The sequence below is a fragment of the Geodermatophilus sp. SYSU D01045 genome (assembly GCF_054050295.1).
On sequence record NZ_JBJGZB010000008.1, the window covers coordinates 135,795 to 160,116 of the forward strand.

At 77.8% G+C, this 24,322-nt stretch carries 21 protein-coding genes; 10 read left to right on the plus strand and 11 right to left on the minus strand.

Going from position 1 to position 24,322, the window contains the following annotated elements:
* Positions 1 to 93: 93 nt before the first annotated feature.
* The gene (locus ACI798_RS08795; RefSeq protein WP_456939246.1) at positions 94 to 2,502 is read right to left on the minus strand and encodes a phosphoketolase family protein; all 2,409 of its coding nucleotides are present in this window, start codon (positions 2,500 to 2,502) and stop codon (positions 94 to 96) included.
* 189 nt (positions 2,503 to 2,691) lie between these two features.
* On the opposite strand from ACI798_RS08795, the gene ACI798_RS08800 reads away from it, so the two are divergent.
* Genes ACI798_RS08800 through ACI798_RS08815 form a run of 4 tightly spaced genes read left to right on the plus strand, consistent with a single transcriptional unit; the run spans position 2,692 to position 5,276 of the window.
* Complete coding sequence (locus ACI798_RS08800) at positions 2,692 to 3,609, plus strand: hypothetical protein (RefSeq protein WP_457047723.1); 918 nt, start codon at positions 2,692 to 2,694, stop codon at positions 3,607 to 3,609.
* A complete protein-coding gene (locus ACI798_RS08805; RefSeq protein WP_457047724.1) occupies positions 3,590 to 4,408 on the plus strand; it encodes a DUF6544 family protein in 819 nt (272 codons plus the stop codon). Before ACI798_RS08800 ends, ACI798_RS08805 begins: the two co-directional genes overlap by 20 nt.
* A gap of 5 nt (positions 4,409 to 4,413) precedes the next feature.
* Positions 4,414 to 5,088: a hypothetical protein gene (locus ACI798_RS08810; RefSeq protein ID WP_457047725.1), complete on the plus strand. Its 675-nt coding sequence runs from the start codon at positions 4,414 to 4,416 to the stop codon at positions 5,086 to 5,088.
* On the plus strand, positions 5,085 to 5,276 hold the full coding sequence (locus tag ACI798_RS08815; RefSeq protein ID WP_456939242.1) for a hypothetical protein: 192 nt from the start codon (positions 5,085 to 5,087) through the stop codon (positions 5,274 to 5,276). Before ACI798_RS08810 ends, ACI798_RS08815 begins: the two co-directional genes overlap by 4 nt.
* A gap of 22 nt (positions 5,277 to 5,298) precedes the next feature.
* On the opposite strand, the gene ACI798_RS08820 is transcribed toward ACI798_RS08815, so the two are convergent.
* Complete coding sequence (locus ACI798_RS08820; RefSeq protein WP_456939241.1) at positions 5,299 to 5,967, minus strand: SRPBCC family protein; 669 nt, start codon at positions 5,965 to 5,967, stop codon at positions 5,299 to 5,301.
* 187 nt (positions 5,968 to 6,154) lie between these two features.
* Here ACI798_RS08820 and ACI798_RS08825 point away from each other — a divergent pair, with 187 nt between their 5' ends.
* The gene (locus ACI798_RS08825) at positions 6,155 to 7,135 is read left to right on the plus strand and encodes a universal stress protein (RefSeq protein WP_456939240.1); all 981 of its coding nucleotides are present in this window, start codon (positions 6,155 to 6,157) and stop codon (positions 7,133 to 7,135) included.
* A gap of 272 nt (positions 7,136 to 7,407) precedes the next feature.
* A complete protein-coding gene (locus ACI798_RS08830; protein WP_456939239.1) occupies positions 7,408 to 7,707 on the plus strand; it encodes a hypothetical protein in 300 nt (99 codons plus the stop codon).
* A gap of 244 nt (positions 7,708 to 7,951) precedes the next feature.
* Here the strand turns inward: ACI798_RS08830 and ACI798_RS08835 are convergent, their stop codons facing one another.
* Positions 7,952 to 8,851: a hypothetical protein gene (locus ACI798_RS08835; RefSeq protein WP_457047726.1), complete on the minus strand. Its 900-nt coding sequence runs from the start codon at positions 8,849 to 8,851 to the stop codon at positions 7,952 to 7,954.
* Positions 8,852 to 9,013: 162 nt separating this feature from the next.
* Positions 9,014 to 11,416: a phosphatase PAP2 family protein gene (locus ACI798_RS08840; RefSeq protein ID WP_457047727.1), complete on the minus strand. Its 2,403-nt coding sequence runs from the start codon at positions 11,414 to 11,416 to the stop codon at positions 9,014 to 9,016.
* Between the two features lie 107 nt (positions 11,417 to 11,523).
* Here ACI798_RS08840 and ACI798_RS08845 point away from each other — a divergent pair, with 107 nt between their 5' ends.
* Together ACI798_RS08845 and ACI798_RS08850 are read left to right on the plus strand one after the other, a co-directional pair.
* Complete coding sequence (locus ACI798_RS08845) at positions 11,524 to 13,224, plus strand: phosphatase PAP2 family protein (protein ID WP_457047728.1); 1,701 nt, start codon at positions 11,524 to 11,526, stop codon at positions 13,222 to 13,224.
* Positions 13,221 to 15,635 carry an HAD-IC family P-type ATPase gene (locus ACI798_RS08850; protein ID WP_456939235.1) on the plus strand — a complete coding sequence of 805 codons (2,415 nt, stop codon included), beginning with the start codon at positions 13,221 to 13,223 and terminating at the stop codon, positions 15,633 to 15,635. Before ACI798_RS08845 ends, ACI798_RS08850 begins: the two co-directional genes overlap by 4 nt.
* 95 nt (positions 15,636 to 15,730) lie before the next feature.
* On the opposite strand, the gene ACI798_RS08855 is transcribed toward ACI798_RS08850, so the two are convergent.
* Both ACI798_RS08855 and ACI798_RS08860 read right to left on the minus strand, forming a co-directional pair.
* Positions 15,731 to 16,702 (minus strand): Acg family FMN-binding oxidoreductase, encoded by a 972-nt coding sequence (locus ACI798_RS08855; protein WP_457047729.1) that lies wholly within the window; start codon positions 16,700 to 16,702, stop codon positions 15,731 to 15,733.
* On the minus strand, positions 16,699 to 17,286 hold the full coding sequence (locus ACI798_RS08860; RefSeq protein WP_457047730.1) for a flavodoxin domain-containing protein: 588 nt from the start codon (positions 17,284 to 17,286) through the stop codon (positions 16,699 to 16,701). The genes ACI798_RS08855 and ACI798_RS08860 overlap by 4 nt, the downstream gene beginning before the upstream one ends.
* A 171-nt stretch (positions 17,287 to 17,457) precedes the next feature.
* Here ACI798_RS08860 and ACI798_RS08865 point away from each other — a divergent pair, with 171 nt between their 5' ends.
* Entirely contained in the window at positions 17,458 to 18,129 is a 672-nt protein-coding gene (locus tag ACI798_RS08865) for a response regulator (RefSeq protein WP_456939232.1), read from the plus strand.
* Positions 18,130 to 18,133: 4 nt separating this feature from the next.
* On the opposite strand, the gene ACI798_RS08870 is transcribed toward ACI798_RS08865, so the two are convergent.
* The 4 genes from ACI798_RS08870 to ACI798_RS08885 all read right to left on the minus strand — a co-directional run bounded on the left by ACI798_RS08870 (position 18,134) and on the right by ACI798_RS08885 (position 21,790).
* Entirely contained in the window at positions 18,134 to 19,843 is a 1,710-nt protein-coding gene (locus ACI798_RS08870) for a GAF domain-containing protein (protein WP_456939231.1), read from the minus strand.
* A 104-nt stretch (positions 19,844 to 19,947) separates the two neighbouring features.
* Positions 19,948 to 20,367 (minus strand): pyridoxamine 5'-phosphate oxidase family protein, encoded by a 420-nt coding sequence (locus tag ACI798_RS08875; RefSeq protein WP_457047731.1) that lies wholly within the window; start codon positions 20,365 to 20,367, stop codon positions 19,948 to 19,950.
* Between the two features lie 191 nt (positions 20,368 to 20,558).
* On the minus strand, positions 20,559 to 21,113 hold the full coding sequence (locus ACI798_RS08880) for a flavodoxin domain-containing protein (protein ID WP_456939229.1): 555 nt from the start codon (positions 21,111 to 21,113) through the stop codon (positions 20,559 to 20,561).
* Positions 21,110 to 21,790: a CBS domain-containing protein gene (locus ACI798_RS08885; protein WP_457047732.1), complete on the minus strand. Its 681-nt coding sequence runs from the start codon at positions 21,788 to 21,790 to the stop codon at positions 21,110 to 21,112. Before ACI798_RS08885 ends, ACI798_RS08880 begins: the two co-directional genes overlap by 4 nt.
* 195 nt (positions 21,791 to 21,985) lie before the next feature.
* Here ACI798_RS08885 and ACI798_RS08890 point away from each other — a divergent pair, with 195 nt between their 5' ends.
* Entirely contained in the window at positions 21,986 to 22,969 is a 984-nt protein-coding gene (locus ACI798_RS08890; protein WP_456939227.1) for a universal stress protein, read from the plus strand.
* A gap of 23 nt (positions 22,970 to 22,992) precedes the next feature.
* Here ACI798_RS08890 and ACI798_RS08895 read toward each other — a convergent pair whose 3' ends face one another.
* Entirely contained in the window at positions 22,993 to 24,054 is a 1,062-nt protein-coding gene (locus ACI798_RS08895; RefSeq protein ID WP_457047733.1) for a TerC family protein, read from the minus strand.
* Positions 24,055 to 24,322 lie beyond the last annotated feature (268 nt).

Genomic DNA, 24,322 nt, shown 5'->3' on the forward strand with positions numbered 1-24,322 from the left:
CGCCGTCGTCCGGACGCCCCCACCCTGGGCCGGACAGCCCTGCCGACACCGGTGCCGCAGGTCCCCCCGGCGCGGGACCTGCGGCACCCGTGGTCAGGTCGCGGGCGACCAGGTCCAGTCGCGCACCTCGGGCAGGTCCTCGAGCGCCTCGACGACGTGCTCGCGGTGCCGGAGCAGCTGCTCGCGGCACAGCCGGGCCAGCGCGTCGCCGCCCTCGGGCACCCGGCGGGAGCGGCGCAGCGCCTCCAGCACGAGGTCGTAGCGGCTCATGCGGTTGAGCACGACCATGTCGAACGGCGTCGTCGTGGTGCCGTGCTCGGTGAAGCCGCGGACGTGGAACCGGTCGACGTCGGGCCGGCCGTGCAGCAGCGGGTGGATCGCCCGCGGGTGCCCGTGGAAGGCGACGACGACGTCGACGGTGTCGGTGAACAGGTCGGCGAACCGCTCGGGGGAGAGGGCCGCGGGGTGCTCCCCGGGCGGGAGCAGGCCGAGCAGGTCCACCACGCTCACCACGCGCACCCGCAGGTGCGGCACGTGCTCCCGCAGGAGCTGGGCGGCGGCCAGGACCTCCTGCGTCGGCACGTCGCCGATGGCGCAGAGGACGACGTCGGGCATGTCGGTGCGCACCCGGTCGGGCTCCTCGGTGCCGGCCCACTCCCAGACGGCACCGCCGGCCGAGACGAGCGTGCGCGCCTGCTCGAGGTCCAGGTACTGCAGGTGCCGCTGCTTGTCGACGACGACCAGGTTCACCCGGTCGCGGCTGCCCAGGCACTCCTCGGCGACGACCAGCGTGCTGTTGGCGTCCGGCGGGAACCAGATCCGGGTGACGTCGGGGGACAGCGGCGCGACGGTGTCGATGAGGCCCGGCCCCTGGTGGGAGAAGCCGTTGTGGTCGTTCCGCCACGTCGTGCTGGTCAGCAGCACGGTCAGCGACGGCACCGGCGGGCGGCCCGGCTCGAGCGCCGACTGCTGCAGCCACTTCGCGTGCTGCACCACCATCGAGGCGCTGACCATCGCGAACGCCTCGTACGTGGCGAACAGCCCGTGCCGGCCGGTGAGCGTGTAGCCCTCGAGCCAGCCCTCGCACAGGTGCTCGCTGAGCACCTCCATCACCCGCCCGTGCGGGCCCAGCGCCTCGTCGCCGGGCAGCACCGGCAGCTGGGTGCACCGCTCGGTGACCTCGAAGACGGCGCCCAGCCGGTTGCTCACCGTCTCGTCGGGCGAGAACAGCCGGAAGTCGCCGCCGCCGTCGGCCCGGGCGGTGCGGACGAACAGGTCCCGCAGGTACGTGCCGAGCGGGCGGGTGGTCTCGTGGTGCAGCACGCCGGGGGAGGCGACGGGCAGCGCGTGGTCGGCGAGGTCGGGCAGCGGCAGCGGCCGGACCCGGTACCGCGGCCCGCCGGCGCGGGGGGAGGCGGAGATGCGCAGGTCGCCCGGCGGGGTCAGCGCGGCGAGCTCGGGCACCAGCCGGCCGTCGGCGTCGAAGCACTCGTCGGCCCGGTAGGAGCGCAGCCAGGCCTCCAGCTGGGCGAGGTGCTCGGGGTTCTCCCGCACGCCGGCCAGCGGCACCTGGTGCGAGCGCCACGTGCCCTCGACCGGCACGCCGTCGACCGTGCGCGGCCCGGTCCAGCCCTTGGGGGTCCGCAGGACGACGGCCGGCCAGCGCGGCACCCCCTGCTCCTGCCCGGAGCGGGCGGCGTCCTGGACCGCCCGGATGCGGGCGTGCGCGTCGGCCAGGACGGCGTCGAGGTCGGCGAAGACGCGAGCGGGGTCGTCGCCGGCGACGACGACGGGGTCCCAGCCCTGGCTGCGCAGGTAGCCGCACACGTCGTCGTCGGAGGAGCGGCCGAGGACGGTCGGCCCGGAGATCTTCCAGCCGTTGACGTGCAGCACCGGCAGCACGGCGCCGTCGCGGCGCGGGTCGAGGAAGGCCGGCAGCCGCCAGGAGGCGGCCAGCGGTCCGGTCTCGGCCTCGCCGTCGCCGATGACACAGGCCACCAGCAGGTCCGGGTCGTCGAAGGCGGCGCCGGCCGCGTGCAGCAGCGCGTAGCCCAGCTCCCCGCCCTCGTGGATGCTGCCCGGGATGTGCGGCCCGGCGTGGCTGCTGACGCCGCCCGGTGTCGAGAACTGCCGCACCAGCCGGGTGAGCCCGGCGAGGTCCTGCGACACCTCGGGGTGGACCTCGCTGTAGGTGCCGTCGAGGTAGGCACCCGCGAGCACGGCGGGGCCGCCGTGCCCCGGGCCGGTCACCACCAGGACCTGCTGGCCGGTGCGGCGGATCAGCCGGTTGAGCAGCGCGTGCAGCATGGTCAGACCCGGGCTGGTGCCCCAGTGGCCCAGCAGGCGCGGCTTGACGTGCTCCGGCCGCAGCGGCTCGCGCAGCAGCGGGTTGGCCCGCAGGTAGATCTGCGCGGCGGTCAGGTGGTCGGCCGCGGCCCACCAGCGCAGGTCGAGGGCGAGGTCCTCGGCGGAGGCGGGGGCCGGGACGTCGAGCGCGGTCATGGGGAGCCTCTCCGGTCGGCGGGATCCCCCCGATCCTCGGGACCGCCGGGCGCCGGCGCGGGGGACCTACGTCCCGACTCCGGGTGCCCTTCGCTCCGACCCACCCCGGTCCGCGCCTCCCTAGCGTCGGCCTCCTCCCACACCGGCCCCGCGACGACGACCGGGCCCCGCGACGACGAGGAGCGCGCCGTGAGGACGAGACTGCGCCGGCTGCCCGGGCTGGTCGCGGCCCTCGCCGCCGTGACCGCCGCGACCGGGCTGGTCCGGCGCCCCACCGGGGAACCGGTGCGGGTGGTCACCCCGCGGGGGCAGCCCGCCGAGCTGGCGGGCAGCGGGCTGTACGCCCACGACACCGTCTTCACCGCGGCCGGCAACACCGCCGTCGACGCCGTCGTGCTGGCGTTCGGGGTGCCGCTGGTGCTCACCGCCTGGCAGCAGCACCGGAGGGGGTCGGCGCGAGGGTCGCTCCTGCTCACCGGCGCCCTCGGGTACCTGCTCTACGTCTACGCCAACTACGCCCTGGGCGTCGCCTACAACCCGCTGTTCCTGGCCTACGTGACGCTGGTGGCGACGGGCCTGGCCGGCTTCCTGTCGGCCCTCGCGGGCACCGACCGGGCGGCTCTGCGCGCGCTGGCCGCGGACCCCCGGGTGCCGCACCGCGCCCTGTCGCGGTTCCTGCTGGCCGCGGCCGCGGTGACCGCCGTCGTCTGGACCTCGCCGCTGGTCACCGCGCTGCTGACCGGGGGGCCGCCGGAGCTGCTCGACGTCTACACGACGCCGGTGACCTCCGCGCTCGACCTGGCGGTCGTCGCGCCGGCCGCGGCGCTGGCCGGCCTGCTGGTCCGCCGCCGCGACCCGTGGGGTCACCTGCTGGCCGTCCCCCTGCTCGTCCTGATCGTGCTGCTGCTGCCCACGATCGCGCTGAGCACCGCCCTGCAGGCCGCGGCCGGGGTCTCCTTCACCCCGCCGCAGGTCGCCGGCCCGATCGCGGGCTTCGGCGTCCTCGGCGCCGTCGGGGCGTGGCTGCTCACCCGGCTGCTGCGCGCCGTGCCCGCCGCCCGTCCCGTCCCCCCGAGCGAGGTGCCGCATGGGCACGTCCACGTCTGACCGGCCGCGGACGACGGCCCGCCCGCCGTCCGCCTTCACCCGGCGGGTCGCCGCCGCGGGCCTGCGCGCCGGGCGGGTGGACCCCGCGCCGGTGACCCAGGACGACCTCGCCGGTCTGCCGTCCGCCGCGGTCCGCTACCTGGAGGCGATGGGCGTGCTCGGCCGGCCGCGCCCCCGGTCGTTGCGGGCCCACTTCACCGGCAGGTTCCGGCTGCGGCCCGGGGGGTCGTGGATGCCCGCCGACTCGTGGCAGGTCAACACCGCGGCCGAGGTGGCCCGCCTGTACCGGATGCGGCTGCTGGTCGGGGGTGTCGTGCCGATGTGGGGCTGGGACACCTATCGCGCGGGCCACGGGCGGATGCTCGGCAAGGCGCTCGGCCTGGTGACCGTGGCCGACGGGTCGGGGCCGGCGTTCGACGCCGGGGAGCTCGTCACCTGGCTGAACGACGCCGTCCTGCTGGCCCCGGCGATGCTGCTGCACCCCCGCACCGGGTGGGAGGACCGCGGCGAGGACCGGTTCGTCGTCTCGGTGACCGACGCCGGGCGCACCGTCAGCGCGGTGGTGGCCCTCGACGGGTCCGGCCGGCCCCTGGACTTCCGGACCGAGGACCGCTGGGCCGACCTGCCCGGCGGTCCGGTGCGGACGCCGTGGACCACCCCCGTGACCGGGTGGACGGTCCGGGGAGGCCGGCCCACCCCGACCGCCGTCTCGGCCGTCTGGCACCGACCCGAGGGGGACCACCGCTACGGCGAGATGGCCCTCGCCGACCTCGACCTCGACCTCCTGCCGGGGAGGTGAGGACCGTGCTGCGCGGCCTCCTGCTGGCCGGCGCCGGGGCCGCCGGCCTGGACCACGTGCACCGCCACCGCGACTGGGGCGCCACGCCCGGCGAGGTGGCCGGCGTCCTGCCCGGCGACGAGCTCGTCCCCGGGCCGGCCGAGCAGACCACCCTGGGGGTGTCCGTCGCCGCGCCCGCCGAGGAGGTCTGGGCGTGGCTGGTCCAGATGGGGCAGGGCCGCGGCGGCATGTACAGCTACGACTGGCTCGAGAACCTCATCGGCCTGGACATCCACACCGCCGACGAGGTCCGCGAGGAGTGGCAGCACCTCGCCGTCGGCGACCGGGTCGTCGTCGTGCCCGAGGGCTGGGGGCCGCTGCCGGACGGCTACGCCTTCCGGGTCGCGCGGGTCGACCCGCCCCGGACGCTGGTCCTCCGCCAGACGCCGCCGGAGCACCCGTGGAACGGCGTCTGGTCCTTCCACGTGGTGCGGGAGGCCGCGGGCGGCTGCCGGCTGCTGGCCCGCTCGCGCACCGAGACCGACCCCCGGGTGGGCGCCCGGCTCGCCGGCCGGGTGGTGGAGCCGGTGACGCTGGTGATGACCCGGCGGATGCTGCACGGCATCCGCGACCGGGCCGAGCGCCGCGCCCGCCGTCCCCTCGCGGCGCTGCCCGCCAGGGACGGGACGGGTGCGCCGTGACGACGCCCCGGGGCCGCCACAAGCCCCTGACCTGCCTGGTGGGCCTGCACGACTGGACGCGTCGCCACCCGCCGGACGAGCGCTACGAGGGCCCCGACCAGCAGGTGTGCCGTCGCTGCGGCCGCATGAGGGGACCGTGGGACGTGCCGCCGGCCGCCTTCGGCCCACCCGGGGGCGGCGTGGCCTGACGGGTCCGGTGCCCGGTGCGGCTCAGGCGTGCCGGTCGTGCGCGGCCTCGGCCCGGTCGCGGATGCCGCGCAGCATCCGCCGCATCATCGGGAAGTCGCCCAGCTCCATGAGCAGGACGCCGACGAGGCCCGCGGCGCTCCGCCAGTCGTGGCGCGTCCGCAACCGGGTCACCAGGCGCGTGCGCCCGCCCTCCAGCGGGACCAGCCGCCAGGCCCAGGTGCTCGTCGGCGTCCGCCAGAGCATCTCCCGGGGCGCGTCGAACGACTCGACGACGAACGCCGTCGTCTCGGTCGGGCGCGGTGACATCGGCAGCCACAGGCCCCGGTGCAGGTCCTGCAGCTCCGGCACGATCTCCCGCGCGCTCGGGTGGCCGAGGTGGTCGAGCAGGTCGTCGGCGTACCAGCCGCCGCGCAGGCAGCCGACCTGCACGAGCCACGGCCACACCTCCTCCGGAGGGGCGGAGACGGTGATCGCCCGCGTGCAGCGGTACTGCGCCCGGGGCTCCAGGTGGTCCCCGGGCATCGGCGCGGCCACCTCCGCCGCGCCGGCGCCCCAGTGCCGGTGCCACGGGCGCAGCAGGGGAGCGGCGACGAACAGGGGCAGGTCGGCGACGACGTCACGCACCTCCCGGACCAGGTCGGCGGCGGTCGGCCGGGCGGGACGCGGGCGGGGTGGCAGCAGTGCGGTCACGCGGCCAGCGTCGACCGCACCCGCCGCTGGGGGCAGGGCCCGTCGTCGGCGTGCGGCAGTGCCGGTGGGCCCGGCCGGGACGAAGGTCCCCGGACGCGGGGACGTCGGCCCGCGGACTCCCGCACGCGGACGGCGCAGGGTCGGAACCGGCCCGGCGGGTGACCGGGCAGGGAGCGGAGGCGGACCGGTGACGACACAGCAGGGGACCAGCGACGCGACGAGGCCCGGCCGCGTGGTCGTCGGCGTGGACGGGTCGCCGGGGGCGCGCACCGCGCTCGGCTGGGGCTTGGCCGTGGCCGCCCGCACCGGGGCGCGGCTCGAGGTGGCCAGCGCCTACCCGGTCGACTTCTACTGGACCGACCCGTTCCTGGCCGACACCGGACGGCTGGACGCGGTCCGCGCCGACGTCGAGGAGCGGGCCCGCGCGCTCGTGGAGGAGGTCCGCCGCGACCCGGCCGTGGCCGCCGTCCCCGGCTCCGCCGAGGTGCGCGCCGACGTCGTGGTGGCCGCCGGGGCGCCCGCCGAGCACCTGGTCGCCCTGGCGGAGGGTGCGGACGTCCTCGTGGTCGGCAGCCGCGGCCGGGGCGGCGTCCGCAGCACCCTGCTGGGCTCGGTGGCCCTGCACTGTGCGGCCCACGCGCCGTGCCCGGTCGTCGTCGTGCACCCGGGGGCGGTCGAGCCCCCGCCGCGCGTCGTCGTCGGCGTGGACGACTCGGCGACGTCCCGTGCCGCCCTCGCCCGCGCCGCACGCGAGGCCGAGCGCCTCGGCGCTCGGCTCGAGGTGGTCGCCGCCTACCAGCCGGCCTCGTATTGGAGCGACCTGTACGCGATCACCGCCCCGCCGGCCTCCGAGACGGAGGAGCACGCGCGCACCAGGGTGACGGCGTTCGTCGCCGACGTGCTCGGGTCGGTGGCCGGGATCGACCTGCGGGTGGTCCAGGGACCTCCGGGGGACGCCTTGGTCCGGCACGCGGACGGCGCCGCACTGCTCGTCGTCGGGAGCCGCAGCCGCAGCCGGGTCGCCGGGCTGGTCCTCGGCTCGGTGGCCCTGCACTGCGCGGTGCACGCGCCCTGCCCGGTCATGGTCGTGCACCCCGAGCCGGTCCCGCAGCAGGCGACCGCCGGGGAGCCCGTCGTCACCACCGCGGTGCCGGAGCCGTCGGTCTGACCGTCACCGCCCGTGCCCTTGGTCCCGCCGTCCCCGGGGCCTTGCGCCCCTCCGCCTCCCCGGCCCGGGGGTGCAGGGTCCGGGGGCAGGTCCGTCCGACGGAGGGAGCAGCCATGCAGACGCGAGAGGTGACGCGGGTGCGCCGCGGAGGCGTGGTCGGTGGGAAGGCAGCCCGCGGACGCCGGGCCGGTGGGCACGCGGCCCGCGGACGCCGGGCCGGTGGGCACGCGGCCCGCGGACGCCGGGCCGACGGGCGGGCGGCCCGTGGGCGCGTGATCGGCCCCCTGGCGGTGCGGGCCTTGGCGGTACGCGCGCTGGCGGTCGGCGCGGTGGCCCTCGGCTCGGCGGCGGTCGGTGGCCTCGCGGTCGGCTCGCTCACCGTGGGACGCCTGGCCGCGGGACGGGTGGCCGTGGCACGCACGGACCTGCGCACCGTGCGCGTGGCGCGGCTCGAGATCGACGAGTTCGTGGTCGGCCGCACCTCGGGACTGCCGACGACGGCGGACGCGGCCGAGGCGAGCCCGGTCGAGGCGGCCGCGGCCGGGAACGGCGGCGGACGGCTCGGGACCTGACCCCGGTCGCAGCCAGGGTGCGCGGGCACGACCGTCCCGGGCGTCGGCTCACCGCAGTGCGGGTGAGCCGACGCCCGAGGCCGTGACGCCGGTCAGAACGGTGGTGGGTCGTCGGCCGGGTCGGACGGTGGTGGTCCGGGACCAACCGGTGGGTCAGGCTCGGCCGGTGGTGGTCGCATGCCCGGTGGCCGGGTCGTCCGCGTGATCCCGGACGGTGTCGTCACCGTCAGCACCCCGTCCGAGGTCATCTCGAAGCGCCAGCCCTTCGCGAAGGTCTTGAGGCGGTGGTGGCTGCGGCACAGGCAGCACAGGTTGGCGCAGTCGGTGGTGCCGCCGTGGGCGTGCGGGACGACGTGGTCGGCGTCGGCCCACCCGACGCGCTGGCCGCAGGTGGGCAAGCGGCAGGTGCGGCGTCGGTGTCGCGGTGGTCGGGGCAGTCGAGCCGGGCCAGCCGGCGGAGCCGGTCCAGCGTGGTGGTGGCGCGCAGGGCGCCGTCGTCGTCGACCAGCGCGAGCGTCACCGAGCCACCCTCCGGCACCCGCAGCCCCAGGGCGTCGAGCTGGGTGAGCAGTTCGCGCAGGTGGGCGGCGGTGATCGGCAACCCGTTGACCTGGCCGGCCTCGGTGCTGCGGCCGGCCAGCGCGCTGAGGGTGGCGATGACCTGCAGGTGCGCGGTCACCGCCGGCCGGCCGCTCTCCCACGGGCGCTGCAGCAGGTCGGCGAGGACCACCGTGCGCAGCTGCCCGATCGGGCGGGGATCACCGTCGGCCTTGCGCATCCGGGCGAGTGCGTCGACGACGGCGTGGCAGGCGGCGGCGACGTCGGCGGGCAGGTCGGCGGCGAGGGTGGCCATGCCGTCGAACGGGCAGTCGTACAGCCGCACGTCGGCGTGCCGTTCGGCCTGCTGGCGGCGGCCGGCGATGGCGTCGGCGTCGGCCTCCTGCAGCAGCGCCAGCGCCCGGTCCTTGAGCTTGCGCACCGTCAGGCCGGGCGGGTTACGCATCTGGACCCGCTGCAGTTCGGCGGCCTTCTGCTCCCGCGACAGCAGGGCGACCGGCAGCCGCGGGATCGACACCGGCCGCTCGAGCAGCCAGCCGGCGAGCGCGCGCTCCACCGGCGACACGTACTCCGCGACCTCCTGCACACCCCGCACGCCACGGCCGGGGTACGACAGTTCCCGCAGGTCAGCGGCGTGAGGAGAGAGATCCGGCGCGGGGAAGCGGTGCCGGCGCCAGGGCAGCCGCCCGGCGCGCGGGCCGGTGGCCCGGACGGCACGCCGGCGGGCACGGTCGAGGGATCGCGCCGGTCAGACCGACGCGGGGACGGTGGCCGGGTGGGAGCGCCGGTCCAGTGCGACGCCCACGGCGGCGGGGATCCAGACGGTCAGCGCCCGGGTGACCAGGACGGCGGCGCAGGCGGCCGCCGCGGACACACCCATGGTGCTGAGCAGCAGGAGCAGCAGCACCTCGGGCGCGCCGGGCAGGGCGGAGACGGGCAGCGCGATCCACACCAGGCGCAGGACGGCGTAGCCGCCGGCGACGGCGAGCCAGGGGACCCCGCCGCCGGCCGCCTCCACCGCGGCCGACAGGACCGCGGCCTCGATCGCGACGGCGAGGGCCACCCACCCCAGGAGGGCCGCCTGCTCCCGGCGCGGGACCGGGCGGCGTGGGTCGGCGGGCGGGACCGGCTCGTCGGCGCCGCGGCGGGCCGCCAGCTGCCCGACACCCGCCAGCACCCAGGCGGCCAGGCCGGCGGCGGCCGCCGGCAGGACCGCGGACGGGGACCGCCAGTCCGGGATCGAGCCGTCGACGGCGGCGAGGGCGACGATCGCCACCGCTGCCGCGGCCGCCCCGGCCAGGCCGGCGACCGCGGCCCGGACCGTCGCCGCGTGCGCGGTCGCCGGCAGCAGCCCGGCCCGCTCGAGCAGCCGCGCGCGGGCCCGGCGCTCGCCCTCGCGACCGTGGACGAGTCCCACGTTGCGGGCGACCAGCGTGACGACGAGCGCGCGGCCGACCGACACCTGGCGGTCGGCGGCGTGCCGCACGGCGGTCGCCCGGGCCAGGGCCGCCGCCGCGGCCAGCAGCGCCGCGCCGCCCAGCCACCGCCACCCCTGCGGACCGACGCTGTCGACCGTGGCGCCGATCCCGGCGACGACCACCGGCCCGGCGAACGCGACCGCGCAGCCGAGGGTGACGAGCACCCGCGCCACCGGCCCCGCGGGCGGGAACACCGGGCGGTCCGGGTCGGGCAGGTCCAGCCGGGCGTGGACGGCCGCCCGCAGCGCCGCGAGGCGGGAGGGCTCGGCGCGCAGCCGCTGCCGTGTCTCCGACGACAGCGCCAGCGGCGTCAGCGACGGCAGTGCCGCCGCGACGGCCGCCTCGCCGAGGACGTCGACCGCCGCGGCCACCAGCGCGACCGGGTCGCAGGTGGTCGCGGGCGCGGCGGCCAGCGAGGCCAGCAGCTCGGCGACGTCGGCGGCCTCCTCGTCGTCGGTGGCGCCGGTGCGCGCGTTGCCGAAGTCGACCAGCCACGGCCGGCCCGCCGGGTCGACCAGCACGCTCGCGGCCACCAGGTCGCGGTGCGCCACGTTCGCGGCGTGCATCCGGGCGACCTCGCTCCACACCTCGCGCAGCAGGCCGGGGGTCCGCTCCGCCGGGTCCAGCTCGTCCAGCGGCCGGCCCTCGACGAACTCCTGCACGACGACGGCGTCCCCGGACCCGCCGCGGGCCAGCAGTACCGACGGCACCCGCACACCCCGCCGCTCGACGGTCAGCGCGGCCACCGCCTCGTGCTCGGCCTGGTGCCCCAGCGGGGCCAGCGCGTCGGCGTCCTTCACGTCGCCGACCGCGAACACCCGCCACATCCGGTGCAGCCGGTCGCGCTCGTGCCGGTCGGGCTCCAGGTACTTCACGTACAGCCGCCGGCCGTCGGCGTCGACCGCTGTGAACGGCTGCGAGCTACGCGCCCGGACGGCGGCCGGCGCCACCCCGGTCACCGGGAGCCCGAAGCGCCGCAGCACGGCCTCGACCCGGCCGGGCAGCACCTCCCGCGGCGTCACCCCGAACACCCAGTGCACCAGGGAGCCGATCGCCCAGCCCAGGGCCACGCCCCCGACGACGTCGAGGGGCAGGTGGGCGCCCACGTAGACGCGGGCGAGCGCGACCGACCACGCCAGCGCCCACGCGACGCGGCGTCCCCGCCGGGTCAGGTACGGGGCGGCGGCGGTGGCGAGGGCCGCGGCGACCGCGGAGTGGCCGGAGACGAAGCCGGCCCCGCCCACCGTGCCCTCGTGCAGGACCGCGCCGACCGGCAGGCCCGCGGGCCGTTCCCGGCCGACCAGCGACTTCACCAGGTCTGCGGCCAGGTAGGCGGCGAAGCCGGAGACGAGCAGGTCCCGCGCCGCGCGGAAGCGACGGAACAGCGCGGCGACGAGGGCGAGCGCCGGGACGGCGAGGACGTTGCCCAGCTGCATGACCACCCAGACCGCCGGCATGATGCCGGCCGGCAGGTCGTTGAACAGCCGGAACAGGTCCCGCTCGAGGGCGGACAGCTGCCCCCGCTGGGCGATCAGCACGCCGGTGCCCAGGACGACCAGCCCGAGGGCCACGCGGACCAGGTCGGTCGTCAGGCGCTGCGGACGCGCCCGCCCGCGTGCGGCCGGACGGGCCCCGCGGCCCAGCTGCCCTGCGGGGGCGGTGCCGGTGGTCACGGCCCCAGTCCAGCGCCCACCCCCGCCTCCGGGCAGGGTCCTCCGGCCCTGCCGGTCGTGCCGCCCGGCCCGGGCGGGGCAGGGACGGGGGAGGCGAGCCTGGGCCGGTGACCGAGGCCGCACGGGGGGCGTCCGTGCTCGAGGAGCACCGGCAGGCGGGCCTGCGCGCCGCCCCGGCCGGCCGGCCGCGGCGCCCGTCCTGGCCGGCCGGCCCCGGCCGCCGGCGTCCCTCGGGCCGGGAGCGGCTGCCGCGGCAGGTGCCGGCGGCGGTCTGGGCGTGGACGGGGGTCCTCGTCGTCTCCGTCGTGCTCCTGGTCCTCGCCGACCGGCCCGGCGGCCTGCTGGGCCTGGACCGGGCCGTCGCCGGGGTGACGGGCCCACCGGAGCGCCACCGCGGGGCCGCGGACCTCGCGCGGATCGGCGCGGTGCTCGGCTACCGCTGCCTGTGGGTGCCGACGGTCGCGGTGCTGGTGTGGACGGCGCGGTGGCGGCACCTGCTCCTGTACGCGGGCACGATCTCGGTCGTCGCCGCCGTCGCCCAGCTCGCCGTCGGCGAGGGCGTGCTCGTGCGGGCCGTCCGCGACGAGGTCATCGGGACGCCCGCCGCCGTCGAACTCTCCGCCTGGCCGGTCCTGGTCCTCGCCACCGTGTCGGTGGCGACCCTGTACGTGCTGGCGCCGTCGGGCCCCGCCCGGCGGTGGGGCTGGCTGGCGGTCGCCGTCCTGCTCCTCACCGCCGTCGTGCCCCGTGTCGCCCTCGGCCTCGACGGCCCCTCCGTCGCCGTCCCGGCCGCGGTCCTCGGCGCCTCCGCCGCGGCCCTGGTCTGCACGGTGCTGGCGCCCGAGGACGCGTTCCCGGTCACCTGGCGCCGCCACGTGGCCGCCCACCTCGCGCTCGACGACGCCCGCGTCGGCCGGGTCCGCGCCGCGGTGCTCGAGCAGCTCGGCGTCGGCGTGACCGCCGTGGAGCCGTTCCGGCTCGACGGGTCGGCCGGGTCCACCCCGTGCCGGCTGGTCCGGGCGTCCGGGCCGCCCCTGTTCGGGAAGCTCTACTCGGCGACCCACCTGCGGTCGGACCGCTGGTACAAGGTGCTGCGCGTGCTCCGGTACGGCCGGCTGGAGGACGAGGCGCCGTTCGCCTCGGTGCGCCGGCTGGTCGAGCACGAGGACTACCTGCTGCGGCTGCTCCGCGACGGCGGGGTCCGGGTGCCCGCGCCGACGGGCGTGGTCGAGGTGCTGCCCGGCCGCGAGTACCTGCTGGTGACCGAGCTCGTGCCGCGCACCGTCGAGATCCTCCGCTCCCGGGTGGACGACGCCGTCGTGGACGACGCGCTGGGCCAGGTCCGGCTGCTGTGGTCGGCCGGGGCGGCGCACCGCGACCTCAAGCCCTCCAACGTGCTCGTCCAGGACGAGGCGCGGGTGGTGCTGGTCGACGTCTCCTTCGGCGAGCTGCGGCCCAGCCGCTGGCGGCAGGCCGCCGACCTCGCGAACGTGCTGCTCACCTGTGCGCTGGTCACCGGCGCCGATCGCGTCCTCGACCGGGCCAGGCGGCAGTTCACCGACGACGAGCTGGCCGAGGCGGTGGCCGCGACCTCGTCGCTCACCCTGCCCACGCAGCTGCGGCGGCTGCTGGCCGCCGACGGCCGGGACCTGGTGGGGCGCCTGCGCGACCTGCTGCCGCCGCACCCGCGGATCCGGGTGCAGCGCTGGAGCGCCCGGCGCGTGCTGCTGGCCCTGGCGACCGGCGGCGGGGCGGTGCTCACCCTGGTGCTGGCCGCGCTCAACCTGCGCGCCGGGGGGCTGCTGTGACCGCCGCCCCGTCCGCCCGCACGGAGGCCCCCCACCCCACGGCGGCGGCCGGGCTGACCTCCGCCCAGGTGGCCGAGCGGGTGGCGGCCGGTCGGGTCAACGCGGTGACGACGCGGACCAGCCGCACCGTGGGCCAGATCGTCCGGGCCAACGTGTTCACGTTCTTCAACGGCCTGCTCGCCACCCTGTGGGTGCTCACGCTGATGACCGGGCGCTGGCAGAACGCCCTGTTCGGCGGGGTCGTGGTGGTCAACTCGGGGATCGGGATCGTCCAGGAGCTGCGCGCCAAGCGGACCCTCGACCGGCTGGCGGTGCTGCAGACGCCGCGTGCCCGTCCGGTCCGCGACGGGGCCGAGCGCGAGGTCCCCGTGGCCGAGGTGGTCCTCGACGACCTGCTCGTGCTGCGGGCCGGCGACCAGGTGCCGGTCGACGCCGTCGTGCGGTCGGCCCGCGGGCTCGCCGTCGACGAGTCGCTGCTCACCGGAGAGGCCGACGCCGTCCCCAAGGAGGCCGGCGACCCGGTGCTGTCCGGCTCGATCGTGGTGGCCGGCAGCGGCCGCGCGCAGGCCACCGCCGTCGGCGACGACGCCTACGCCGCGGAGCTGGCCGCCCAGGCGAGGGTGTTCACCCGGACGCGCTCGGAGCTGGTCGAGGGGACCACCCGGCTGCTGCGCTGGATCGCCGTCGGCCTGCTCGTCGTCGGCCCGGCGGTGCTGTGGAGCCAGTTCCGGACCGACGAGAACGCCGGCTGGCGCGACGCCGTCACCGGCACCGTCGGCGCGCTGGTCGGCATGATCCCGGAGGGTCTGGTCCTGCTCACCACCCTGGCGTTCCTCCTCGGCGCCGCGGGCCTGGCCCGGCGGCGCACCCTGGTGCGGGAGCTGCCCGCCGTCGAGGGCCTGGCCCGGGTCGACGTCGTGTGCCTGGACAAGACGGGCACGCTCACCCACGGCGACGTCGGCTTCGACCGGCTGGAGCAGCTGTCCTCCGGCCCGCCCCCGGGGCCGGCACTGGCGCTGCTGGGCGCCGCGGACGCCGGCAACGCCACCGCCCGGGCGCTGGCCGCGGCGTTCCCGGACCCGGGCAGCGAGCGGGCGGCCGACGCCGTCCCGTTCGACTCGGCGCGCAAGTGGTCGGCGGTGCGCACCGCGGCCGGCACCACCTGGGTGCTCGGGGCGCCCGAGCTGGTCCTGCCCGTCCCCGCGGGGCCGGCGCAGACCGCGGCGCGGGACCGCGCCGACGTGCTGGCCGCCGGGGGACGGCGGGTGCTGCTGCTGGCCTGCACGCCGGCGCCGTGGAGCGTCCGCGCCGGGGTGCCGGGGCTGCCCGCCGGGCTGGTCCCGGTGACGCTGGTGCTGCTCGCCGAGCGGCTGCGCGAGGACGCTCCCGACGTGCTGCGCTACTTCGCCGAGCAGGGCGTGGCGCTGAAGGTGCTCTCCGGCGACAACCCCCGGACCGTCGGCGTCGTCGCCGCCGCGGTCGGCCTCCCCGGGGTGTCCGGCGCGGGGGACGCCGTGGACGCACGCACCCTGCCCGAGGACCCCGACGCGCTCGCCGACGTCCTGGAGTCGGTGTCCGTCGTCGGCCGGGTGACCCCGCAGCAGAAGCGGGCCGTGGTGCGGGCGCTGCAGCGGCGCGGCCACGTGGTGGCCATGACCGGCGACGGCGTCAACGACGCCCTGGCGCTCAAGGACGCCGACGTCGGCGTGGCGATGGGCAACGGCTCCCCGGCCACCCGCGCGGTCGCCCAGCTGGTGCTGCTCGACGGCCGCTTCGCCGCCCTGCCGCACGCCGTCGCCGAGGGCCGCCGGGTCATCGCGAACATCGAGCGGGCGGCCAACCTGTTCCTCGTCAAGAACGTCTACAGCCTGGTGCTGTCGCTGGTCACCGTCGTGACGCTGGTGGCCTACCCCCTGGCGCCGGTGCAGCTGACGCTGGTCTCGGCGGTGACGATCGGCGCGCCCGGCCTCGTGCTCGCGCTCGCGCCGAACCGGCGCCGCTACCGGCCGGGGTTCCTGCGCCGCGTGCTCACCTTCTCCGTGCCCGTGGGCGTCGTCACGGGCGGGGTGACCTACGCCGGCTACGCGCTCACCCGGCAGCTGCAGCCCGGCGGCGGGGTGGCCGCGGCCCGGACGACGGCGCTGCTCACGGTGCTCGTCGTCGCGCTGTGGACGGTGGTGGTGCTGGCCCGGCCGCTCACCCCGGGACGGGTGGTCCTGGTGGCGTCGCTGGCCGCGGTGGTCGTGCTCGTGCTGTCCGTGCCGGTGCTCCGCGAGGACGTCCTGCTCCTCGACCTCACCCCGACGACGCTGCTGCTCGGCACGGGACTCGGCGCGGCCGGGGCCCTGCTGGTGGAGGTCGTGTCCCGGGTGCCGGGGGCCCGGCTCCCGCGGGCGGGGGACCGGCGGTGAGCACGGCACGGGTGGCGACCGGTCCCGCGCACCTCCGCGCACCTGCACGGGCGGATCAGCGGAGGTGCACGGCGGTGTGCTCGGCGGTCTCCTGATCAGGGCCAGGGGGCGTCGAGCAGGTCGATGGCGTCGTCGACCGGGCGGTGCCGGGCTGCCGGGACCGGGTCGGCGCTCACCGGTGCCCAGCCCAGCCGCACGACCGCCTGCGGCATGCCCGGCGCGTCGGGCGAGCCGCCCGCGCACAGCGCGGTCAGCCGGGCCCGGGTGTACGGGACCTCGAGCGGCTGGCTGACCGGGTCGGTGGCCAGCCCGACCGCGGTCGCGGTGAGGAGCACCGCGCTGAGTGCCTCGCCGGCCCGCAGCTCGTCGGCCGGGCCGTCGCCGGGGGTGGTGAGGACCGCGAGGACGCCGCCGTCGGACCCGTTCCCGCCGAGCTGGTCCTCGCCGAGCGCACCGCCGGCGAGGTCCCGCACCCCGACGCCGTCCACCGCACCACGGGACCGCCCGCTCCAGGCGGCGGCCTCCCGCGCCGGCCCGGGCGTGAGCGCCTGCTCGACGGCCGCCTCCTCGACCAGCCGCACCACCTCCCGCCGGGCGCGGGGGCCGAGGACGGTGAGCCGCGCCGCCTCCCCGGCCGCGGCGCGCGCCACGTCGGCGAGCAGCTCCGCCGGGACGGGCCAGCGCGAGTACACGCGCGGGTCGCTGCGGCGGTGCTCGATCGCCTGCGCCAGGGCGAGGTCTTCCGGGGCCGGCTCGGCGGGGGACACGTCGACGGTGGCGAGGTGTGCGACGTGCGCGGGGTCGGGGAGCCGGTGGACGCACGGGGTCAGGCCGGCGGCGCGCAGGGCGACGCGGAGGTGGTGGAGCGCGGCGCCGCAGCCGATCAGCAGGTCGCGGCTCTCGGGGTCGGTCGCCGGCAGCCAGCGGGACGGGTCGGCGAACAGGTGGACCGACGTGCGCCCGATCCGCCAGCGCCAGGGCCGGGTGTCGTGCAGCGACGGCGCGCGGTCGGCCAGCGCGACGGCCGCGCGGGCGGTGGCGCGGTCGAGCACGGTCGGCGGGGTCACGGCTCCTCCGGGGTGGCGGCGGCGGGGACGGACGGGGGGTGGGGTGCCGGTGGGCGCCGCGGTGTCGCGGTCAGCTCGGCGGCCATCTGCCGGGCCCAGCCGTCGATCGCCGGCCAGTCGCGGTGGTCACCGGGGTGCTGGCCGACGGCGCGGTAGAACAGCCGGCCCCACAGCGGGACGCCGCGGGTCCGCACGACACCGGCGAACAGGCGGTGCGACCGCGGCCGCAGTCCGCGGGGGAGGTCCTGCTCGAGCCGCGCCGCCTCCTGCCGCGCGAGCCACCGGGTCACGCGGCCGCGAGGGCTGATGCCCGCCACGCTGAACAGCCAGACCGGCGGTGCGTCGTCGGCGGCGGCGAGCCGGGCGAGCAGGTCGCGGGCACCGGCCAGCCAGCGCATCGAGTGCACGGCGCTGCCGAGGACCACGGCGTCGTAGCCGGCCGGGTCGGCCTCGGGACCGGCCGGCCGCAGGTCCACGGCGTGGCCGGCCTCGGTCAGGCGCCCGGCCACCCGCTCGGCCACGCCGCGCGTGGAGCCGTCGGCGGTGGCGTATCCGACGAGGACCCGGAGGGAGGTGTCGTCCACGTCCCGACGCTCGCGCCCTCGGCCGGGCGGCGGTGAGGGCCGGACGTCCCCGCTCGGTGGGCCGGAGGTCGCCGCCGGTCGGAGGGCCCCGAGGGCGGGACCTCCGACCCTGAGCACCGGGTGGTGTCGAGGCCCTAGCCTCGGAGGCCGACGGCGGGACGGGAGGCCACGGTGGACACGGACGCGCAGCGGCAGCCGATCGGGGTCTTCCTCCTCGACGACCACGAGGTGGTGCGCCGCGGCGTCGCCGACGTCCTGGAGAGCGACCCCGGCATCCGCGTCGTCGGGGAGGCGAAGAACGCCTCCGAGGCCCTGGCCCGCGTGCCCGCGCTCCGGCCCGACGTCGCCGTGCTCGACGTCCGGCTGCCCGACGGCGACGGCGTCTCCGTCTGCCGCGAGCTCCGCAGCCGGATGCCGGAGCTGCGGGTGATCATGCTGACCAGCTACAGCGATGACGAGGCGCTGTTCGAGGCGATCATGGCCGGCGCGTCGGGCTACCTGCTCAAGCAGATCCTCGGCGCGGACCTGGTCAGCGCGGTGCGCACGGTCGCCGCCGGCGGCTCGCTGCTCGACCCCGCGGCCACCACCGCGGTGCTCGAGCGGATGCGGCGGGCCGCGGAGCCGGCTGGGCCGCTGGCCCGGCTCAGCGAGCAGGAGCGCACGGTGCTCGAGCTCATCGGCGAGGGGCTCACCAACCGGCAGATCGGCGAGCGGATGTTCCTGGCCGAGAAGACGGTCAAGAACTACGTGTCCCACCTGCTGGCCAAGCTGGGGCTGGAGCGGCGCACCCAGGCCGCGGTCCTGGCGACCGAGCTGCGCGGCGCGCCCCCCCGCCCGGGCTGACCGGTCAGGACAGCGGCGCCCACCACCGCAGCCGGGTCCCGCCGTCCGGGACCGCCGCGACCTCGAGGCCGCCGCCGCGGCCGGTGGCCCGCTGCTCCAGGTTGCGCAGCCCGCTGCGCGCGGCCCGGGTGTCGATGCCCCGACCGTCGTCGACCACCTCGAGCACGAGCTCGTCGCCGACGTCGAGGGTGACGGTCACGTGCCGGGCGCCGGAGTGGCGGGCCGCGTTGCTCACCGCCTCCCGGACGACGGCGACCACGTCGGTGGCCAGGTCGCCGGTGACGAGGGTGTCGACCGCCCCGGAGGTGCGCACGGTGGACTCCAGGTCGCCCGCGGTGCCGGCCACCGTGTCCAGCACCTGACGGCGCAGCCCGCCGTCGGGCTGGTCGACGGTGTGCAGGTCGAAGATGCTCGTGCGGATGTCGCGGACGGTGTCGTCGAGCTGGCGGACGACGTCGCGGATGCGGCGCTGCACCTGCGGGTCGGCGACCCGCGGGAGGACCGACTGCAGGCTCAGCCCCGCGGCGAAGACCCGCTGGATGACGTGGTCGTGCAGGTCGCGGGCGATGCGGTCGCGGTCCTCGTAGACGTCGAGCTGGCGGGCGAGGCGCTGCCGGGCGGCGAGGTCCAGGGCGACCGCGGCCTGGTCGGCGAACGAGCCGACCAGCGGGGGCAGCGCGTCGTCGAACGCCGGCGACCCCGCCCGGCGGGCCGCGACCACGACCGCGGACTCCGCCTCGGTGCCGCGCAGCGGGACGCCCAGGCAGGGACCCCAGTCGACGTGCGCGTTGGGCCCGTCGTAGGCCAGGCCGGTCATGTCGAGGGTGACGACCTCGCCGGCGTCGTCGCCCATGGCCTGCAGGACCGGGCTGTCGGCGACGTCCACCCAGGTCCCGGTGAGGTCCCGCAGCCCGTCGCCGACCTGGACCCGGACCTCGTAGCGGCCGGCGGCGTCGGGACCCGCCATGATCCACGCCGCCGCGGCGCCGGTGAGGTCGCGGACCCGCTCGGCGACGAGGGCGAGCGCCCGCTCGCCGGAGCCGGTGTCGAGCAGGCTGGCCCGGACGTCGGAGAGCGCGGTCGCCCACCGGCGGCGCTCCTCGGCTTCCTCGTAGAGCCGGGCGTTGTCGACGGCGACGCCCGCGGCACCGGCGAGGGCGGTCAGCACCGCCTCGTCCTCGGGGGTGAACTCCCCGTACCGCTTCTCGGTCATGTAGAGGTTCCCGAACACCGTGCCGCGCACGAGCACCGGCACCCCGAGGAAGCTGTGCATCTCCGGGTGCCCCGGGGGGAAGCCGACCGACGCCGGGTGCTTGCTCAGGTCGGCGATCCGCAGCGGGTACGGCTCGGTGATCAGCTGTCCGAGCACGCCCTTGCCCTCGGGCAGCGAGCCGAGCGCGGCGGCGGTCCGCTCGTCGACGCCGACGTGGATGAACGCCGCCAGCCCGCCCTCCGGCGCCAGCACGCCGAGCGCCCCGTACCGGGCCTCGACCAGGTCGCAGGCGCTCTCCACGATGCGCCGCAGGGTGGTCTCCAGGTCCAGACCGGAGGAGACCGACAGGAACGCGTCGAGCAGGTGCTGGATGCGTTCCTGGCTGCGGGCGACGGCGGTCAGGCGGTCCTGCACCTCGTCGACCAGCTCGGTGAGCCGCATCCCGGCCAGGGCCGACCCGCCCGCGGGCCCGGGCCCGCGCGGCGACGCCGGACCGGTCATGTCGGCACCCCTCACCGAGGCCTGATCTCGCCGGGTCAGCCTGGCACGGGACCCCGGCCGGTGGTAGGCGCCCGGCGCTCCCTCCCCGTTCCGTGCCGACGGGGTCACGCGGCCCCGTCCGGAGGCGCTGCCCGCCAGCCGCGGAGGACCCCGATGGTCAGGAGCACGAACCGGTGGCCGCCCCCGACCAGCAGCGGCCGGGGCCAGTCCCGTGCGGCGAGGGCGGCGGCGGTGGCGGCGTCGGTGACGGTCCGCGCCGGGCCGACGACGGTCACGGACCACTCGGTGTCGCCGTCGCAGCCGTCCACGCCGAGCACGACGACGGCGCCGCGGGCCGGGGGCAGGTGGTCGCTGTCCGGGGACGCGGGGATGACCACGCGGTCCCCGTCCAGCGCGTAGCGGACCGGTGCGATCGCCGGCAGGGCGTCCCGGGTGAAGGCGAGGTGCCCGTGCGTGGCCCTGCCGAGCAGGGAGCGGCACTCCCCGTCGTCCAGGGAGGTGCGGATGGTCCCCCTACCGGTCACGTGCGTTCCCCGTTCAGCGTGCCCCGGGGGCGGCGCGGCCCCCACGTGCGCCCGGACGGGCGCCGACTCCCCAGGCTGCCCTGCCGCAGGCCGGACCGCAGCGGGGCGACGGTCCCGGGCGGAGGGGCCGGGAGTCCCGGGTCCGCGGACCGGACGGCCGCCCCGGCGGCACGGTGGCGCGGCTGCGGCGGTCAGGCACCGGGCAGTCCCTGCGGCGCCACGGCCGGCCGGCCCACGGCCACGGCGCCGGCGATCTCGCCCGCCCACGACCGGACGGCCTCCCAGTCCCGGAAGTCGCCGACCGGGGCGCGCATCGCGGTGACCATCGCCCGCTCGCCGAAGCCGAGCCGGGCCCGGTCCAGCCGGCCCGGCAGGACCCGATGGCCGCGCGGGGCCAGCAGCGCGGCCAGCGCGGCCGCGTCCTGCGGCTCGTCCGGCGGGTACGGCGGGTCGCCGATCGGCCCGCTGGAGAACAGCCACACCGGCCGCCGGCGCAGCACCCCCGCGCAGCGGACGGCCAGCTCCTGGGCCGGCGGCAGCCACCGGCCGGCGTAGACGGCGCTGCCCAGCACCACCCCGTCCCAGGCGGCGGGGTCGGGCCGTGACTCGGCCGGCAGCGCCGCCGCGTAGAGGCCGACCGAGCGCCCGGCCGGCGACTCTCCCAGGTCGCGGGCCAGGGCCTCGGCGATCTCGCGGGTGGACCCGTGGCGGCTGGCGTAGGCGACCAGGACCCGCGGCCGGCTCACGGCCGGCTCCCCGGCGCCGGGGCCGACAGGGGGCGGACCGGCTCGGCGTCCGCCGCCTCCCCGGCGGGCAGCACGCGGACGTCGGTGATCCCGCCGACGGTGCGGGCCAGCGCGGTCAGCGCCCGCTGCTCGACCTCCTCGGAGCCCTGCGGCCCGCCGCGCAGCCGCCGGATGGTCGCGGCGCCGTCGCGCACGTCCACGTCCCAGGCGTCGAGCTCGCCGGTGTAGCCCTCGACGAGGCGCAGCAGCTGCTGCCGGACGTCGTCGTCGGGGCGCGCCAGCAGGTGCAGCAGGTCGCGGCGGCTGACGATGCCGACCAGCCGGCCGCCGTCGGTCACCGGAACGCTGCGCAGGCCCGCGTCGACGAACAGCCGGGCGACGTCGGCGACGTCCGCGGTGACGTCGACCGCCCGCACGTCCCGGGTCATGACGTCGTGCACGAGGGCCGGCGGGGGACCGGCGTCCGGCTCGTCGCGGCGCAGGTGCAGGCGGGGGTCCTCGGGGAGGCGGTGCCGGAGCAGGTCGGCCTCGGCGACGATGCCCACCAGCCGGTCCTCGTCGTCGAGCACCGGCAGGGCGGCGAAGCCCCGCTCGGCCATCACCTCCGCGGCGTAGTGCACCGCGGTGTGCGGGCCCACCGTCACCACCTCGCGCGTCATGACGTCCCTGGTCTGCACGGCCCCTCCTCGCGGTCGGTGCCCCGGACGCTAGGGAGGCCGGGCACCGCCCCCCAGGGTCGGCAGCCGCCGTGCGCAGGGACGGAGGTCCCGGGACCCGGGGTCCCTCGCCCCGCGCCGACCGGCACCCCGGTCGCGCAGTGTCGGGGCCGCCGCCCGGGACCGAGCCGGGCCCGGACGACGTGAGGACACCCGATGGACGCCATCCCGCAGCAGCAGCCCCGCGCCGGCGCGCCCGTCGTCGTCGCGCCGGTCGTCGTCGGAGTGGACGGCTCGGTCCCGGCCCGTGCCGCCCTGCGCGCGGCCCTCCGCGGCGCCGCGGAGCGCTCCGCCGGACTCGTCGTGGTCAGCAGCTTTGCGTCCGACCTGTACTGGTTCGGCCACGACGGGGTCCTGGTGCCCGCGGTCGACGACGTCCGGCGCGCGACCCGGGAGCTGACCGACGACCTGGTCGCGGAGGTCCGCGCCGATGTCCCGGAGGCGGCCGGGGTACCGGTGACCGTGGAGGTCACCGGGGAGGCGCCCGCGGGGGCGCTGGTGGGCCGCTCGGCCGACGCGCAGCTCGTCGTCGTCGGCAACCGCGGGCGGGGGGCGGTGCGCAGCGCGCTGCTCGGGTCGGTCGCCCTGCACACCGTCACCCACGCCCGGTGCCCGGTGCTCGTGGTGCACCCGAGGCCGGACGAGCCGGCCGCCCCGCCGCGGGTGGTGGTGGGCTTCGACGGCTCGGCGACGGCGCGCGCGGCCCTCGCCGCGGCGGTCGAGGAGGCCGCACGGACGGGCGCGGAGCTGCACGTGCTGGCCACCTACGTCTTCACCGACTACTGGGTGGACCTGTCCTCGGTCGTCGTGCCCTCGCGGGACGAGGTCCGCGGCGACCTGCGCCGGCGGGTCGACGAGGCCGTCGACGGCGTGCTCGGCGGCCGGCCCGCGGACGCGCCGGTCCCGCGGGTCGACGTCGACGTGGTCGAGGGCGCCGCCTCCGACGTGCTGGTCGACCGGGCGCGCGACGCCGCGCTGCTGGTCGTGGGCGGCCGCGGGCGCGGGGCGGTGCGCGGGCTGCTGGTCGGGTCGGTGGCGCTGCACTGCGCGATGCACGCGGCCTGCCCGGTCCTGGTCGTCCACCCCGCCGGCCGGCGCACCGAGGTCGCGGTGGACACGGCCGAGCCGGCCCGGGCCTGACCGGGTGCCCCCGGGGGCGGGGCTCACGGCCGCTCCCCGGGGGACGGGCCGGCCGCCGCCGCGGACGGCTCGTCGGCGCGGCGGCGGCCCCACAGCGGCTCCAGGGCCGCGAGCTCGTCGGCGGTGGCGGTCCGGAACGGCGGGGCCGAGGGGGTCTGCACCGCGCGCCGGCCCTCGCCGCGGGTGGCCCGCAGGCTGGCGGCGACCGAGACGCCGATGATCGTGGCGATGACCGCGAGGCTGACCGCGGTCGGCACGTAGAACAGGTCGACCTTCAGCAGCATCTTGACGCCCACCCAGATCAGCACGAGGGCCAGTCCGGTCTTCAGGTAGACGAAGCGGTGGATCAGGTCGGCGAGCAGGAAGTACATCGCCCGCAGGCCCAGGATCGCGAAGGCGTTGGCGGTGAAGACGAGGAACGGCTCGTCGGTCACGGCGAAGATCGCCGGGATCGAGTCGACGGCGAAGACGACGTCGGTGACCTCGACGAGGACGAGCACCGCCAGCAGCGGGGTGGCCAGCAGGACGCCGCCGCGGCGGATCAGAAGCCGCTGGCCGTGGTAGGCGTCGGTCATCGGCACGTAGCGACGGAACAGGCGCAGCGTCCGGGACCGCTCCGGGTCGACGTGCTCGTCGCGCTGCCGGATCATCCGCCAGCCGGTCCACAGCAGGAACGCGGCGAACAGGTAGAGCACCCAGCCGAAGCTCGCGATGAGCACCGAGCCGCCGGCGATGAACAGCCCGCGGAAGACCAGGGCGCCCAGGACGCCGAGGAAGAGCACGCGGTGCTGGTACTCCCGGGGCGCCGCGAAGAAGGTGAAGACGATGGCCCAGACGAACACGTTGTCCACGGCCAGGGACTTCTCGATCAGGTAGCCGGCGAAGTACTGCTGGCCGTGGTCGGCGCCGTACGCCCACCACACCCAGGCGCCGAAGGCGATCCCGAGCGTCACCCAGATCCCCGACCACACGGCGGCCTCGCGGACCCCGATCACGTGCGCCCGGCGGTGGGCGAACAGGTCCACCGCCAGCATCCCCGCGATCACGCCGAGAACGGCCAGCCACACCCACGACGGGACGTCCACGCGTCCCCTCCCTCCGGTCGACGTCCATCAACCGGAGGTCTCTCCCGGCGCCGCTGACCGGTGCCCGTCCCGCCGGGCGCCGGAGCGCCGTCCTGACGACGGGACGTGTGGGGATACTCCCCTCCGCGAGAACAAGTGAAACAGACTTCAGCTGTCGGCGCCACCGGGACCAAGGTCCGCCGTGGGGGGGACGTCCGGCGGCGGCCCGGGCCCCCGGCTCCGGCGGAGGGTGACCGGGGCGCCCGGCGACCGGCGGGGCGGGTCGGGA

Coding starts and splice junctions, on each gene's coding strand:
- ACI798_RS08795 (WP_456939246.1), bottom strand. CDS start 2,502: ATGACCGCGCTCGACGTCCCGGCCCCCGCCTCCGCCGAGGACCTCGCC.
- ACI798_RS08805 (WP_457047724.1), top strand. CDS start 3,590: ATGGGCACGTCCACGTCTGACCGGCCGCGGACGACGGCCCGCCCGCCG.
- ACI798_RS08870 (WP_456939231.1), bottom strand. CDS start 19,843: ATGACCGGTCCGGCGTCGCCGCGCGGGCCCGGGCCCGCGGGCGGGTCG.
- ACI798_RS08890 (WP_456939227.1), top strand. CDS start 21,986: ATGGACGCCATCCCGCAGCAGCAGCCCCGCGCCGGCGCGCCCGTCGTC.